Here is a 15,396-nt window from a genome sequence, read left to right as displayed (position 1 = left end):
AATACCGATGCAGCTTAGTCTCGGCCCCGTCCTCTACAATTGGGCGCCGGAGCGCTGGCGCGATTTCTACGTCCGGATCGCCGACGAGGCGCCGGTCGATGTCGTGTCGGTGGGCGAGATCGTGTGCTCGAAACGGTCGCCGTTCTTCGCGGAGCATCTGCCCGAGGTCATCGAACGGCTCCAGCGAGCCGGCAAGCAGGTCCTGCTGGGCTCATTGATCCTGGTGTCGCTGCGGCGCGAGCGGCGCCAAACCGAAGAGCTTTGCGCAACTGAGGACGCGTTGGTCGAGGTGAACGATTTGACCTGCCTCCGCTCGATCACGGGCCGGCCGCATGCGATCGGGCCCTACGTCAACATCTACAACGAGACCAGCGCGGCCTTTCACGTCCGGCAGGGCGCCGCGCGCATCTGCCTGCCGCCCGAGCTGCCAATCTCGTCGGCGGGAGTGATTGCCGCCGCGGTGCCCCAAGCCGTGATCGAAATCTTTGCTTTCGGCCGGGTGCCGCTGGCGATCTCCGCCCGTTGCTACCATGCGCGGCTTCACAAGCTCTCCAAGGACAATTGCCGCTTCGTCTGCGAAAAGGACCCCGACGGGCTCGCGCTGAAGACGCTGGACCAGCAGGAGTTCCTCACGATCAACGGCGTCCAGACCCTGTCGCATGCCTGCACCAATCTCGTCGGTGACATCGGCGCGCTGCGCGAGGCCGGGATCGGCTCGCTGCGCCTGTCGCCGCAGGATTGCGACATGGTCGACGTCGTCAGAACCTTTCGCGACGTGCTCGACGGACACGAGGATGCCGAAGGCGCAAGCCGCCGTTTGTCCGATCTTTATCCGGGCGTCGCCTTTGCCAACGGCTTCCTTCGCGGCCAGCCCGGCTTTTCCTTCGTGTGAAACATCGCGTCTGGTAAAGCTGGGGTCCGCTTACGCGGGCCTGCCTTTTATGGTGCCCAGCAGCAAGTCCTTCAGTCCGGTCGGAAACAGGCTCGGGGCGCCCTCCACATCGAGATCGGCCAGGTCGAACCAGCGGGCGACGATGTGCGCGCCGTTGTCTTCTCTGAAGTCGATGCGGTCCTGATCGCGGAATGCAGCATCGGGAAACACGACCTCGGCGATGAACATCACCTCATGGCCGGTTGCGCCCTCATGGACGAAGATGTTCTCCATCATCAAGGGCTCGCCCTTGAGGATCACGTCGATGCCGAGCTCTTCTTTGAATTCACGGATGAGGGCAGCCCGCCAGCTCTCGCCGAACTCGATCTCGCCGCCGAGCGGACGCACGCCCTTGATCAGGCCAGCATCATCGCGCACTTCGGCCGCGAGCAGACGTCCGTCCCGCCAGTGCAGGCCAATCGCGACGACTCGGATATGAGGATGGGGGTCGCCATGTGGTCATAGGGGGCAGCGTTAGTCAGCTTCGGGTGATCTCGCAACGAGGGCACGAGAGCGTAGCCCGGATGGAGCGCAGCGCAATCCGGGGGCTTCCCCGTCGCGGAGAGACTTTCCCGGATTGCGCTGCGCTCCATCCGGGCTACGAGACTGCATACTTCTTCACCGCCGCCTCGTCCCATTCGATCCCGTTGCCGGGCTCCTCGCCCGGCAGCGCAAAGCCGTCCTTGATCCTCAATCGCCTCGCCAGCACCGCGTCGGCCCAGTCGACATATTCCAGCCAGTGCGCGGTTGGCGTCACGCACAAGAGATGCGCGCTGACCTCCGAGAACAGATGCGTCGACATCTCGATGCCGGCGGCGTGCGCGAGCGAGGCGGCCCGGAGCCAGCCGGTGACGCCGCCGATGCGTTGCACGTCCGGCATCACGTAGTCGCAGGCCTCCGCCGACAGAGCGGATTGCATCGAGAAGGCACTGTCAAAGTTCTCGCCGATCTGCACCGGCGTGCGCAGCGCGTCCGCAATGCGGGCACAGCCGGCATAATCGTCGTGGCGGATCGGCTCCTCGATCCAGCTCAAGCCCTCGTCGTCGAGCATCTCGCCGCGGCGGATCGCTTCGGTCACTGTGAGCGCCTGATTGTAGTCGCACATCAGCGTCACCTGATCGCCGACGGCCTTGCGCACCGCGCGCACGACCGCGAGATCTTCGCGCGCATCGGGCCGGCCGACGCGGATCTTCGCGGCCTGAAAGCCCTCGGCCAGCAGCTTGTGAGCCTCCTCCACCGCGGCGCCCGCCGGCATGATGCCGAGCCCCTTCGAATTGTAGGCCCTGACCGGCTTCGGCGCACCGCCGAGCAGGCGCGCCAGCGGCAGGCCCTTGCTGCGTGCCAGTGCATCCCAAGCCGCCATGTCGATGCCGGATTGCGCCAGCCGCTGCAGGCCGGCAAGCCCGAGCAGCGTGAAGCGCTGGGCCAGCTTGCGCTCGATCTCGAACGGCAGCAGCTCGTCGCCGGCGACGAGGTCCGACATTTCCGTGACCATCGCCGTCAGCGGCTTCAAGGCAGACGGCGTGATCGAAAACAGATAAGCGTGCCCGCGCACGCCCTGATCGGTCTCGCAGTCGATCAGCACCAGCGGCGCTTTCGCGACCGCGCCGGTCGAGGTCTGCAGCGGCAGGTTCATCGGCACGATCACGGGCCGCGCGTGAAAGCGTCTGATGCGGACGGTCTCGGTCATAAGTCTCTCCCCGGCGGAGCGGATGCAGGTCGGTGCCGATCTTAAGCATCCGTGATCAAACGAAAAGGCACCTGGCGCGACCACCATAAAATGGGGTTGCGCCGGCTTGCAATTATTGGCTCTGTGCCGCCGCAGGCTGCGCCGCAAATCCATCTGATTTGCGACAAAATCGCACACAACGGAGCCACAGGGTGAAACAAGAGATCTCCGAAGAACAGCGCAAGAGCGGCATCCTCACCGGCGCCGTGATCGCCTTCCTCCTGCTCGCTCTGCCGCTCGCGGTCTGGCTGGACCTGACCGAGCTGAGCAAGACCGCGCTGCGCCGGCAGGCCGCCGATCTCAATTCGGTCATATCCAGCGTGCGCAGCTACTATGCCTCCAACGTGGTCGGACGCGTGCTGGCCAACCCGAACGGCACGACGAAGGTCGTGCACAATTACGAGTCCGTCCCCGGCGCGATCCCGATTCCGGCGACGCTGTCGCTCGAGCTTGGCCGGGTGATCGGCGCGCAGCAGGAGAACATCACCTACCGCTTCGTCTCGGACTTCCCGTTCCAGAACCGCGCCCCGCACCAGCTCGACAAGTTCGAGAAGGACGCGCTCGATGCGCTGCGCAAGGATCCCGAGCAGAAGATCGTCGAGACCGAGACCTCGCTGTTCAACGACAAGGTCCGCCTCGTCGCGCCTGTCACCATGGGCCCGGCCTGCGTGAGCTGTCACAACAGCCACCCCGAGAGCCCGAAGAAGGACTGGAAGGTCGGCGACGTCAGGGGCATCCAGGAAGTCATCATCGCGCAGCCGATCGCGGCCAACATCTTCTCGTTCAAGTTCCTGCTGGCCTACTTTGTGATCGCCGCCGGCAGCGGCCTGTCGTTCCTGTCGCTCCAGCGCCGCCAGGCCAGCCGTATCAAGGGCATGAACAAGGAGCTCGAATCCGCCAACGATTTCCTCGCCTCGCTGTCGATGAAGATCTCGCGCTACATCCCGCCGCAGGTCTACAAGAGCATCTTCTCCGGCCAGAAGGATGTCACCATCCACACCGAGCGCAAGAAGCTCACCATCTTCTTCTCCGACATCCAGAATTTCACCGCGACCGCGGAGCGGCTTCAGCCTGAATTGCTGACCCAGCTCCTCAACGAATATTTCACCGAGATGTCGGCGATCGCCCATGAATATGGCGGCACCATCGACAAGTTCATCGGCGACGCCATGCTGATCTTCTTCGGTGATCCCGAGACCAAAGGCGACCGTGCCGATGCGCAGGCCTGCCTCCAGATGGCCTGGCGCATGCAGCAGCGCCTTGCCGAGCTCAATGCGAAATGGCGCGCCTCCGGCATCGAGCAGCCGTTCCGCTCGCGCATGGGCATCAATTCCGGCTATTGCAATGTCGGCAATTTCGGCAGCAGCGACCGCATGGACTACACCATCATCGGCGCCGAGGCGAACCTCGCCGCGCGCCTGCAATCGATCGCCGAGCCCGGCGGCATCGTGCTGAGCTACGAGACCTTCGCGCTCGTCAGCGACATCGTCCGCGCGCATGCGCTGCCGGCGATCACGATGAAGGGCATCAGCCGCGAGGTGATTCCCTATTCGGTGGATGCGTTGGCCGACGCGGCGGCGGAGAAGAGCGGCATCATCACCGAGCGCGCGCCGGGGCTGGAGCTCTATCTCGACCCGGCCGTGGTGAAATCCGGCGACGCCGCGCGGGTGCGCTCGCTGCTGGAAAATGCGCTGGCCTCGCTGAAGCCGGCGTGAGGATGCGCACAACAGGTCGTCATGCCCGGGCTTGTCCCGGGCATCCACGTTCTTTGTGCCGCGAGGAAAGACGTGGATGGCCGGGACAAGCCCGGCCATGACGCTGTGGAGGCTATCGGTGCCCCAACGTTCACCTGCGATTGCCTTCCCCCACAAGGGGGGAGGGAACGCAGCTGTGCATGTGGTCGAGTCAGAGGACGTCCATTCGAGTTGAGTTCGCGAGTTGAGCTTTTGACCTCAGCTCTCACCCCGTGGCACACTGGGCTCCCTCCCCCCTTGTGGGGGAGGGCAGGGGAGGGGGTAGCCCAGCAAAAGGTGAGAGTCGCTTTCACGCTGCCTGCAACGTGAGGCTCACCGCGCCGCGCCCTCCGTGAACGCCGTCTCGATCACCTCGCCGAACGGTTGCCAGGAGCGGCCGTCGAACTGGACGAGCCGCATCTGCCTGATCGGCAGATAGCTGCTGGGCGAGGTATTCATCCTGATGTTGGGCAGCGCGACCGAGGGGTGCTGGTCCCGGAGCGAGGCCGCCTGACGCATGATGTTCTCGCGCGACAGGTCGTCGCCGCATTGCTTCAGCACCTGTGTCATCGCTTCGGCCGCGGCATAGCCGTAGAGTGCGGCACTGCTATTCGTGCTCTCGACCTGATGGTACTTGTCCATGAAGGCGAACCAGTCCTTCATGGCAGGATCGTCTTTCCAGGCAGGATCGCTCGGATCCTTCAGGAAGGCCGCCGAGATCACGCCGGCCGAATTCTCCAGGCCCGCCGGCGCCATCGCATTGGCGATCGAGGCGGAGGCATCGTTCACGATGAACACCGGATGCCAATTGAGTGACGCCGCCAGCTTGATCACCTTGGACGCCGTCGACGGCACGCCGAGAAAGACGAAGATGTCGGCGCCTGCGCGCTTGAGGATCGAGACGTGCCCGTCGAGATGCTCGTCGCGGATGTCGAAGGCGATGTCGACGAGGACGTGACGGTTGAGGTCGCCAAGGCCTTCCTGGATGCCCTTGTAGAGCACGCGTCCGAACTGGTCGTTCTGCCAGAGCACCACGATCTTCTTCCTGGGATAATAGGCCTGGATGTAGTTGGCGTAGATGCGCCCCTCCGACCGGAACGACGGCTGCCAGCCCATGGTCCAGGGGAACGCCCTGGCCTGGCTCAGCTCCTCGTCGCCGGAGGCGACGAAGAGCTGCGGGATCTTCTTTTCGTTCAGATACCAGCGCGTGGCGAGATTGCCGGGCGCGCCGAACGACCCGAACATCAGGTGCACGTCCTCCTTCTCGACCAGATTGCGCGTCAGCTCCAGCGCAGTCGCGGGATCGGAATTGTCGTCGCGCGTGATGAAGCGGATCTTGCGGCCGTTGATCCCGCCACGCGCGTTGATCATGTCGAAATAGGCGGCCTCGGCCTGGCCGATGGCGCCGAACTCCGAGAGCGGTCCCGAATACGGCATGACATTGCCGATGCGGATTTCCTTGTCGGAAGCGGGTTGTTCAGAAGTGGGTTGCTCGGTGTGCTGCTGCGACATCGCCCCGAGCGAGGCCAGAGCGGCAACCAAAACGAACAGCAATCTGCCGGTGACGTACATGCTCGACACCTTGTCGTTGGCCCCCAACGAGGTCGGCTCAATCCGCACCAAGGCGAGTTGATCTACGTCAAGCGTTTGGCAATCGTGTGGCTTGATGGCTGCCTTCGATGCAACGCACGGCAGCCCGAACGAAACGACAGGCGTATTGACGCGGCATGAGCGGCGGGCGCGGTGCGTTTCCGATCGAGAGAGTCCCCGTGTGGCGCCCGCAAGGGGGGAGGGAACCTACCTGTGCGCAGCGCGAATGACTCGATTCATTAGGGCACTCGTGACGAGCCGCAGTGTAGCCGCGCACTCCGCTGCGCTCCCTCCCCCCTTGCGGGGGAGGGTGGGGGAGAGGGGTGGCCCAGCAAAAGGTCGAAGTAATAAGCGCGCAGCCCGCTCCCAGCTACGGCAGCCCGCGTGCCTCGAGCTGATGCACCAGCAGCAGCGTCGGTTCGGCGAGGCTGTCGCCGGAGCCGTCGAGGCCGAAGGCGCTCGCGATGCCGTCGCGGCTGCGTATCATGGCGGTGCGGGGGCAGTGGCCGGCGCCGCAGAGCGTCTTCTTCAGGGTCTCACCCTGCGCCACCAGGTTTGCGTGATCGTCCGCGGCCCAGGCCAGCACGATCGGCACGTCGACGTTGAGGATGCCGGGAAAGACCGACCGCTTGTCATATTGGCTGGCGTCCGCGCCGAGATAGGCCTTCTCGCTGTCGCTGGCGTCCTTGCCCACGCGGTAGATCCCGGACACCAGCACGACGGCGGCGACATCGGCGCGGTCGGTTTGCAGCTCGGGGTGCGCCAGCAGGCTCGCGACATGGAAGGCGCCGGCGCCATAGCCGACCGCGACGATCTCGCGGGCATCGCCGTTGAACAGGTCGATATTGCCGTGGACCCAGGACAGCGCCGCCGCGACATCGGCCGCACCGGCCGGCCAGCTCGCCGCGGGCGCCAGCCGATAGTTCACGCGCACCCCGATCATGCCGTTGCGCGCTGCAAAGCACATGGCCTGGTCCTGAATCTCACGCGAGAGGTCCGGCGCCGCACGGTCGCCCGTGAAGCTGTCGCCGGCCACGAACAGCAGCACCGGCCGCGGCGTATCCGCCTTGGTCTCGGCGCTGGTGGCGACGTCGAGCACATTGGCATCGCTCTCGCCATAGCGCAGGCCGCGCGTGAACGAAATCTGCTCGCACAGCCGCGCGGTGCCGCCGGCGGTGGTGTCGGAATCGGTCAGTCCCACCCGAAGAAGATCGGACGGCTGCGACAGCCGGGCCGGCAAAGGTCCGTGCGCGGAGGCCGTGGTCACGGTCAGAAGAAGAAAAAATGCCAGATAATTCTTCATGATACTGTCGGCCCTGCGGGCCTCATATTGGCTCGCTGGTTTGGCCTGTCTTCTCAATTCGCCATATTAGTTGGCTGGCCTTGAGGCGAATTCACGGCACCTTTGCTCGGCACGCCGCTCAATTGCCTGGCTGGAATGTGCAGTCCGCCCCGCTGGCGTCCTTCCGCATGATGGCGTTGGTCTCAGGCCGCCCTTTTCCGCTTGGCCGCCGTCTTCTTCACCGTTTTCTTCACCGTTTTCCTGGCCTTCCTTGCCTTCTTCGCGGCCTTCTGGGCGGCGAGATAGGCTTCGACCTTCTTGGTGGAATGGCCGGCCGTTGCGACCACGAGCCTAAGCTTGGCCGGGGTGATCTTGAACTTCTTCGACCAGTAACGGACCTCATAGGGCTCGCTCAGCGCGATCCGGCTCTTGTCGGAGGCGCGGTGCTTCTGGAGCTTGATGTACTCCTCGACCTTCCTGGCGGAGCGGCCGACCTTCTTGACGGCGTATTTCAGCTTGGCGGGGGTCACCTTGAGCTTCTTCGACCAGTAGGCGACCTCGTATTTCTCGGTGAGCGCGATCAGCCCACGATCGGCTCCGCCCCGCTTTGCCTTGTTGTCGGCCATGCTTCCCTCCCGCCGTGGATTCCGTCCAGTCTAGCATGCAATCGGATTTGCGGCGCAAGACGCCGGCCGTGCGGTGATTGCGCGGTCCGGCTGTTTTGCCCTGGCGTGCCAAATGGTTGAGCCTCGCGCCCCTGCCTCGGCGCGGAAGCGGCTTTCTACTGTGCATGGGGTTGTTTTCGCGTTTTTTTGTTCCTCGCATTCCCGTGATGGAACCTAATGGCGGCTGGTGCGACTTACATACGACGGGGAGAAACGTGCGAGGCCGTCATGGCAGAGAAGCATACCGCCGATCCCGCCGAGATCATGCGGGCGACCGGTCACCCTGAACTGGAATATGCCGCGGGCTGGACCATCGCCGGCCTGGTCACCATCGGCACCATCGTCGCCGCCTGGGTGTTCGCCATTTAGGCTACAGGAAACTGGAGCTCAAAGGCCGCGCCCTCGTCGGTCGGCTTGAGCCTGATCGAGCCGCCATGGCTCGCCATCACCGCACGTGCGATTGCCAGCCCCATCCCGGTCCCGCCCTGGTCGCGGCGGGTGGTGAAGAACGCGTCGAAGATCCTGTCGCGGTTCGGCGCCGAGATCGGCTCCCCGTCATTGCTGACCGTCAGACGCAGGGTCGTGCGCTCGTCCACCGCCTCCAGCCTGATCGTCCCCGCCTTGTGCCGCACCGCATTGTCGGCGAGATGCGACAGCACGATCAGGGCCTTCTCGGCGGACATGCCGATCACCCGGTCGAGGCTGCCGCTGGCCGATATGGTGCTCTCCGGAAACCGGCTCTTGAGATCGGCAATCACGGGAGCAAGCTCCGTGCGCTCGTTCTGCGGCAGGCTTTCGGCGCGGGCGAGCTCGCGCAGCCGCTGCGCCATCGCCTCAAGCCGCTGGGTATCGGACAGGATGTTGGCGATGAACGTCTTCTGTTCGGCCGGCGTCAGGCTGCCCGATTTGCCCTGAACTGAATCCTGCAGCAGCTCGGCCGCGCCCTTGATCGAGGTGAGCGGCGACTTCAGCTCATGGGTGAGGTGGGCCGAGAACGTCGCGATATAGTCGGAGCGGCGCGCCAGCTGCTCGGCCATGCCGAGGAAGCTGTGCGAGAGCTGGGCGAACTCCCTTGTGCCGTAATGCCGGAGCGGTTGGAAGGCTTCGCGGTCGCCGCGGCTGATGCGCGCCGCGCGGTCGATCAGCTCGCGCATCGGCAGCGTGATCGTGCGCGAGAAGACGAGGCCGATCGCGATCGTGCCGAGGATCACGGCGAGCCCGGCCAGCACGAACTTGGCCCGCTCCTGGTAGAGATGGTCGAAGATGTTGCTCGGCGTCCGCGTCGTGTAGATCACCCCCGCGACGCGGTTATTGACGATGACGGGCATCGCCGAGAACACGTGCACGCCGAGGCCGCGGCTGAAGGAATAGATCGGCGGCGGCGGCTTGTCCGGCACGCGGTTGCGCAGCGTGGCGCGGTATTGCCCGTGCAGCGCGTCGGCGACTTCCTCGATATGCGCAAGCGACTGCCCGACCTCCTGGCGCCCGGCGATCACCACGCCCTGCGGATCGAGGATCCGGAAGCCGGCCAGCGTCACCTTCTGGGTCTCGCGGATGATCGGCGTCAGCTTTGCGCCGATCTCGACATAGGCGGGCTGTGCCGGCCGGATTGCTGCCTGCGCATCCGGCCGCCGCCGCAGCAGATCGTTGGCGGTGAGGTCGAGCGCAGGGCGGATCGGCGTGACCTGGTTGCCGGGATCGGGCAACACGCCAGGCCGTACCTCGGCGCCGAGCGTGAGGCCGCTGTCGAGCCTTGCCGTGACCTCCTGCGCATAGATCGTTGCGAGCACACGACTCTGCGCGATCAGTTCGGCCTGGGTCTGGCGGATCAGCTGGTTGTCGTAGAGGCGGAAGAAGAACAGGCCGACCAGCGGCAGCACGCCGACGGTGGTCAGCACCGCGAAGATGACGAGGGTGAGCGACGGCCGCCATTTGTCGGGCGCAGCGCTCATGCCTCTTTCTCGCAGCGGCCGAGCTTGAAGCCGACGCCGTGGATGGTCTCGATCACGTTGTCGCAGGCCACCGCCGCGAGCTTGGCGCGGATGTTGCGGATGTGGCTGTCGATGGTGCGGTCGGAGACCTGGATGTTGAGCTGATAGGCCGCCCGCATCAGTTGCTCGCGGTTGAAGACCGATGTGGGCCGGGTCAGGAACGCCCGCAAAATGCCGAACTCGATCGCGGTCAGTTTCAGCGGCGTGCCGGCGAAGGATGCGACATGCCGCTCGGGATCGATCAGGAGGCCGCCTTGCGCAAGCGCCGACGGTCCTGCCTTCTCGCCATTGCGCGGGCTGAGCCGGCGCAGGATGACATTGACCCGCGCGACCAGCTCGCGCGGGCTGAACGGTTTTGTCACATAGTCGTCGCCGCCGATCTCCAGGCCGAGGATGCGATCGATCTCCTCGTCGCGCGCCGACAGGAACAGGATCGGCACGTCGGAGCTTTTGCGAATCTCGCGGCAGACGTCGAGGCCGTCGAACTCGGGCATACCGATGTCGAGCACGATCAGATCGGGCCTGTCGGCGGCGAAGCGGGCGAGCGCCTCCTTGCCGTCGCGCGCCTCGATCACGTCCATGCCGGCCTTCTTCAGCGCGACGCGGATGACCTCGCGGATATGGCCCTCGTCGTCGACGATGAGAATGCGATGCGCCAAGAATCTCTCCGCTGCCTCGTCAGCCCGCCGGCTGATTCGTCGCCTGGGCGTCCAGCCTGCGCTGGAGCCGCCAGCTCCGGAAACCCCAGCTCCGCCAGGCCAGATCCCGGCGCTGCTGTTCTACAAGGCGGTCGCGGCGCGACACAAGGCAGCTCTCAGGGTTGCCGGGCCTGAGCATGATTGCCTTGTCGATGGCGGGCAGCGCCTGCGGCCCGAGCGTCAGGAGATAGTTGATGTCGATCTGCACGCCTTGACCCGATGCTTCCCGGCTATGCGCGACATTGTAGTCGGCGATGAAGCCGTCGAAGTTCACGAGCGAGCAGGTATACAGCACGATCGTTAACGCGATCAGATTGGCACCGACGAGCCATTGGTTGGACCTGTTGAGCACGATGCGGCTGACGATCAGGATCAGGCCGAGCGCGACCAGTCCCATCCAGATGAATGCCGCAACACGCCAGTAGGTCAGCATGTAGATGTCGACATAGAGGTCGAGCCGGAGGATGGACGAGGCGACCAGCAGCACGTTCTGTCCGACCCAGAGATAGACCAGTGGCCGGATCACGGTCGATTTCTCGGCCGGTCCGCCCGGACGCATCGCCACCAGGACGAAGGCTGCGGCGAGCAACGCCGTTACGATCAGCGGATAGGCGCCGCGATGGGCATAGGCGGCGTAGGTCAAATTATCGGGCAGCGCCACATGGCCCCAGAGATAGATGCCATCGAGTACGGACTGCGCCGCGAACAGCAGATTGAACAGGATCAGCGAGCGCAAGATCATCGAGGGGCCCAGAAATTCGACGGGGACGAGGGGCGGAAGCGGCTCCGGCTCCGGGCCCTCGACGATAGCTGCGGCGGCGACCTTCTTGCGCCGCCAGCGCACATGAATGAACGGCCAGACCAATGCCAGCATCAACGTCCAGAATAGCACACGCCAGACGCTGACATATTCGAGGATGAGCTTTGGATTGAGCAGGGACACCCATTGCTCGATCACCGGATTGGCGGCGGCGAACAGCGCGACGAACACGGTGCTCAGGGCCGCCGGCAACAGCCACAGCGCGATGCCACGGGTGAACGCCGACACGTTGAAGAACTGGAGCGCGTCGCGAAAGAACCGGAAGAATCCGAACAGGACAAAGTTTCGCAGTGCGCGGGCGCGGTCCGCCAGTCCCGTCGTCTCCGGATTGGTCGCGAGCAGCAGGGCGATGAGCAGCGCCGCGATCAGGACCATGAACGACAGCATCGTGAGCTCCTCGACGGCCGGCGCAAGGCCGAGAGCGAGGATTGCGCCGCCGATTGTCGCGCGCCGGAAATCCAGCGTTGCGTGATTGGCAAGCAGCGAGGCGCCGGTGATCGCGATCGCGAAGATGACCAGCGACAGGCCAACACGCTGGCCATAGAACAGCCAGTCGGCGAGTGCGGCGAGTATCAGCGCCATTGCGAGCTTGGCCGACAGCGCGGAAGGCCTGATCGGTTGGATGTCCGTCATCGACGTCGAAGCCAGGCTCGTCATGTGTAGAAGATCCTCCGTGGATGGTGGCGTCACGAAGTCTGAACGGTGCGTGTGCAGAAGGCGGGACCATCGTCTGCATGGTTTCAGGAGTCTTTTGCAGTTTTCGTGCAGGCGCGCTTTTGCGTCTCGCACAGCGCGAATCGCTTTGATAGGTGCGAAGCATTCGCCACTTCTCGCACGTGACGCATCATGCAATTCCTCCGTCGCATCGGCCTCATCCTGCTCTGGCTTACTGCTCCTCTCGTTGCTTTCGCGGCCGCGAACAAGAACGATCCCTATCTGGTCCCGCTGCGCGGCGCCGGAAACATCGCGCTTGTCGTCGCAAGCATCGTGATCGTCATCGTCCTGCTCCGCAGAGGGCGTTGGCACACCATCGCCGGCAAGCTCCTCGTCCTCCTCTGGTGCCTGCCGCCGCTGCTGATGTCTGCTGCGCAGCTGAAATTCGAGCTGCGCAAGCACGATGTCCTTGCCGCCAGTGCCAGCGAGGCGCGCCAGCTAGGTCCCCACTTCATGGTCGGCTATTCCTCGTTGCCCGAGGTGGCGCGCCTCGCCGAGCAGGGGTTGATCGGCGGCGTCTATGTCACCCGGCACAACATCCGGGGGCGGACAATCGAGGCCCTGCGTGCCGAGATCGCGGCGCTCCAGGACAAGCGGCGCGCAGCGGGCCTGCCGCCGCTGATTGTCGCCGCGGACCAGGAGGGCGGCATCGTCGGACATCTTGCGCCGCCGCTGACAAAGGTGCCGGCGCTGGCGACACTCACCGGCCTTGGTCCCGATGATCAACAGGCCAAAGCCGAAGAGTTCGGCCGCATCCACGGCCGCGAGCTCGCCGGTCTCGGCGTCAATCTCAATCTCGCGCCGGTGCTCGACCTCAAGCCGCCGGCGAGGCGCAACCGCCTCGATTTCCACACGCTGATCGGCCAGCGCGCGATCGCGACCGATCCTGCGGTCGTCAGCACGATCGCGAGCGCCTATGTCCGCGGTCTCGAAGAGTCCGGTGTCGGTGCGACGCTGAAGCACTTTCCCGGCATCGGCCGCGTGCGCACCGATACGCATCATTTCAGCGCCAATCTCAATACGCCGGTGAAAGAGCTGGAAGCCACCGACTGGCTTCCGTTCCGCGAGGTGCTGTCGCATTCGCGCAGCGCGCTGATGGTCGGTCACGTCACGCTGACCGCGGTCGATCCCGATCGCGCCGCGTCGCATTCGAAGCGCGTCGTCGACGGGATCATCCGTGACAAGTGGGGCTACCAGGGCATGGTGATGACCGACGACCTCGTGATGGGCGCGATCTACCAGAATGATGTCTGCAAGGCCGTGCTCGAGGCCATCAACGCCGGTGTGGACCTCTTGCTGGTCGCCTATGATGGCGCGCAGTTCTACCGGGTCTTTGCCTGCGCGCTGGAGGGATCGCGACAAGGCAAGCTCGATGCGGCAATGCTGCGCGCGAGCGCGGTGCGGCTGGAAAGGGGCTTTCCAACCGAACAGGCGCGAGCGGCTCGAACGTCGTCCGCATTGTTGAGCGGCAATAAAGCGCGATGAGATTGGGATGAATCGTCATCGCGCTTTAGGTTGTTGTTTGAGCATGATCTTTTCGGAAAACCGCTGCGCACTTTTCCGGATCATGCTTTAGCCTTTCGCAAACTGGCGGTAGTCCGGCTCGCGGTGAAACCAGAACTCGTAGCCGATGATGGCTTTCTGCATGGCGACGTCGTGGATCGGCTGGTTGAGCGGAACGACGGGAACGTCGCGCATGCAGAGTGCGATGAAATCCTTCACGGCCTTGTCGTACTCCGCCGCATCTGTTGTAAACCGCGCCTTTTCGATCAGCGCGTCCATCTCCTTGCTCTGGTACGCGGAGATGTTGAAGATCGAATTGTTGCCGTGGAAATTCCAGTAGAAATAATACTCGGGATAATCGAGCCAGCCGCTGAAGCGGTTGAGCGCGAGCGGCAGCTCCTTCTTGTTCAGCGTCGTGCGCCAGTTCGCGCCGGGGATTTTCTCGATCGACGCCTTGATGCCGATCTTGCCGAGGTTCTCCTGGATCAGGATCGCGGTCGGCTCCCCAACCGTAGCCGTGCCCGCATCGAGCGACAATGTCGTTTCCAGGCCGGACTCGAAGCCCGCCTCCTTCAGCAGGGCCTTGGCCTTGTCGAGATCGGTGACATACGGAAACGGCTGCGGCCAGACCGGCTTTGAAACGTCCGCCGCGCCGCCGTACATCGGCACGGCGCGTCCGAAGAAGGCGCTGCTCTGGATCTGTTCGTAGGGCATCGCCCAGGCGATGGCCCGGCGCAGCTTCACATTGTCGAACGGTGGCCTCGCCGTGTTCAGCGCGACGTACCAGAGCGCGTTCGGAATCGGCACACCCGAGACCTTGACCTTGCCCTCCCTGATGAGCTGCTCGAAGTCACGCGGCGCAAAGCCGCTGGAGACGTCCGCATCGCCCCGCTCCAGCATGGCGCGGCGCGTGCCGGCAGACGGGACGTCGCGCGCGATCACGCGCTTCACCTTTGGCAGCGGTCCGCTCTTCCAATCGTCGAAGCGTGTCAGCACAGTCTCGCTGCCGGGCTTCCAGCTTTCGATCCTGTAGGCGCCGCCGCCGGCTTCGTTGTTCTTCAGCCACGCCAGCGCCCACGGGTCTTCGGCCGTCGCGTTCTTCTTCGCGAGCTCGGAATTGATGATGAAGGGCACGACCACCGCGACGTTGAACAGCAGCATCTTGTCCTTGCGGACATAGTCGATGCGGAAGGTGTGGTCGTCGACCACCACGAATTGCTCGGGCTTCTCCAGCGACCCGGCCGACATCTGGAAGGTCGGGAAGCCGCCAACCTTCACCGCGCGGTCGAACGACCATTTGACGTCCTTGGCCGTGACCGGCGCGCCGTCGTGGAATTTCGCGTCGCGCCTCAGCTTGAAAGTGCAGGACATGCCGTCGGCCGCGACCTCCCAGCTCTCGGCGAGTTCAGGCGCGAGCGTCTCGCGGTCGTAGGACAGCGTGCCGTCGGGCAGGGTCTTCGAGGCATAGGAGAGCAGGCGGTCGTAGCAATTCCAGGACAGGCCGTTCACGGTCTGGTTCGAGCCGACGCCCTGCATGTCCAGCGAGTTCGGTCCCAGCTCCTGCACCACCAGCAGCGTCTCGCTGCGCCCCTGCGCCGAGGCGAAGCGCGGCGCGACCGTGGTCATTCCGGCGACGCCGAGGCCGCCGAGCACGATGCTGCGGCGGCTGATATCGAAAGGTGATGTGCTCATGGGTGCCTCCTGCCCGGAATTGTCCGGTATCGAGAGGCAAGGCGTATG

At 64.5% G+C, this 15,396-nt stretch carries 12 protein-coding genes and 1 pseudogene; 4 read left to right on the top strand and 9 right to left on the bottom strand.

All coding sequences use genetic code 11. From position 1 onward, the window contains the following. Positions 1-7: 7 nt before the first annotated feature. Positions 8-892, top strand: coding sequence for a ubiquinone anaerobic biosynthesis protein UbiV (gene ubiV, locus GPL20_RS06200; RefSeq protein WP_167532912.1), 885 nt, complete (start codon positions 8-10; stop codon positions 890-892). Between the two features lie 30 nt (positions 893-922). Here ubiV and GPL20_RS06195 read toward each other — a convergent pair. Beyond that, positions 923-1,394 (bottom strand): annotated as a pseudogene (locus GPL20_RS06195) (NUDIX hydrolase). A 135-nt stretch (positions 1,395-1,529) separates the two neighbouring features. Next, positions 1,530-2,621, bottom strand: coding sequence for an enolase C-terminal domain-like protein (locus tag GPL20_RS06190; RefSeq protein ID WP_157328711.1), 1,092 nt, complete (start codon positions 2,619-2,621; stop codon positions 1,530-1,532). A 191-nt stretch (positions 2,622-2,812) separates the two neighbouring features. Between GPL20_RS06190 and GPL20_RS06185 the strand changes: the two genes are divergently transcribed. Continuing rightward, positions 2,813-4,375, top strand: a complete 1,563-nt coding sequence (locus GPL20_RS06185) for an adenylate/guanylate cyclase domain-containing protein (protein WP_254125795.1) — start codon at positions 2,813-2,815, stop codon at positions 4,373-4,375. Positions 4,376-4,726: 351 nt separating this feature from the next. Here GPL20_RS06185 and GPL20_RS06180 read toward each other — a convergent pair whose 3' ends face one another. The 3 genes from GPL20_RS06180 to GPL20_RS06170 all read right to left on the bottom strand — a co-directional run bounded on the left by GPL20_RS06180 (position 4,727) and on the right by GPL20_RS06170 (position 7,891). Further along, positions 4,727-5,965, bottom strand: a complete 1,239-nt coding sequence (locus GPL20_RS06180; protein WP_157328870.1) for an ABC transporter substrate-binding protein — start codon at positions 5,963-5,965, stop codon at positions 4,727-4,729. Between the two features lie 388 nt (positions 5,966-6,353). Further along, positions 6,354-7,286: an alpha/beta hydrolase gene (locus GPL20_RS06175; protein WP_157328707.1), complete on the bottom strand. Its 933-nt coding sequence runs from the start codon at positions 7,284-7,286 to the stop codon at positions 6,354-6,356. Between the two features lie 182 nt (positions 7,287-7,468). Next, the gene (locus GPL20_RS06170; RefSeq protein ID WP_157328705.1) at positions 7,469-7,891 is read right to left on the bottom strand and encodes a DUF3606 domain-containing protein; all 423 of its coding nucleotides are present in this window, start codon (positions 7,889-7,891) and stop codon (positions 7,469-7,471) included. A 267-nt stretch (positions 7,892-8,158) separates the two neighbouring features. On the opposite strand from GPL20_RS06170, the gene GPL20_RS38725 reads away from it, so the two are divergent. Continuing rightward, on the top strand, positions 8,159-8,299 hold the full coding sequence (locus tag GPL20_RS38725; protein ID WP_007597071.1) for a hypothetical protein: 141 nt from the start codon (positions 8,159-8,161) through the stop codon (positions 8,297-8,299). On the opposite strand, the gene GPL20_RS06165 is transcribed toward GPL20_RS38725, so the two are convergent. Genes GPL20_RS06165 through GPL20_RS06155 form a run of 3 tightly spaced genes read right to left on the bottom strand, consistent with a single transcriptional unit; the run spans position 8,296 to position 12,096 of the window. Beyond that, positions 8,296-9,882 carry an ATP-binding protein gene (locus GPL20_RS06165; RefSeq protein WP_157328703.1) on the bottom strand — a complete coding sequence of 529 codons (1,587 nt, stop codon included), beginning with the start codon at positions 9,880-9,882 and terminating at the stop codon, positions 8,296-8,298. The two genes, GPL20_RS38725 and GPL20_RS06165, sit on opposite strands and share 4 nt — an antisense overlap. Then, positions 9,879-10,580, bottom strand: a complete 702-nt coding sequence (locus GPL20_RS06160) for a response regulator transcription factor (RefSeq protein ID WP_157328701.1) — start codon at positions 10,578-10,580, stop codon at positions 9,879-9,881. The genes GPL20_RS06165 and GPL20_RS06160 overlap by 4 nt, the downstream gene beginning before the upstream one ends. A gap of 19 nt (positions 10,581-10,599) precedes the next feature. Continuing rightward, positions 10,600-12,096, bottom strand: coding sequence for a DUF4153 domain-containing protein (locus GPL20_RS06155; protein WP_157328699.1), 1,497 nt, complete (start codon positions 12,094-12,096; stop codon positions 10,600-10,602). 189 nt (positions 12,097-12,285) lie between these two features. Here GPL20_RS06155 and GPL20_RS06150 point away from each other — a divergent pair, with 189 nt between their 5' ends. Then, complete coding sequence (locus GPL20_RS06150) at positions 12,286-13,638, top strand: glycoside hydrolase family 3 N-terminal domain-containing protein (protein ID WP_157328697.1); 1,353 nt, start codon at positions 12,286-12,288, stop codon at positions 13,636-13,638. 87 nt (positions 13,639-13,725) lie between these two features. Here the strand turns inward: GPL20_RS06150 and GPL20_RS06145 are convergent, their stop codons facing one another. Beyond that, complete coding sequence (locus GPL20_RS06145; protein WP_157328695.1) at positions 13,726-15,348, bottom strand: ABC transporter substrate-binding protein; 1,623 nt, start codon at positions 15,346-15,348, stop codon at positions 13,726-13,728. Positions 15,349-15,396 lie beyond the last annotated feature (48 nt).

It is taken from the genome of Bradyrhizobium cajani, assembly GCF_009759665.1.
Lineage (GTDB): Bacteria > Pseudomonadota > Alphaproteobacteria > Rhizobiales > Xanthobacteraceae > Bradyrhizobium > Bradyrhizobium cajani.
Note: the sequence above shows the minus strand (reverse complement) of the source record. Positions and strands in the feature narration are given on the sequence as shown.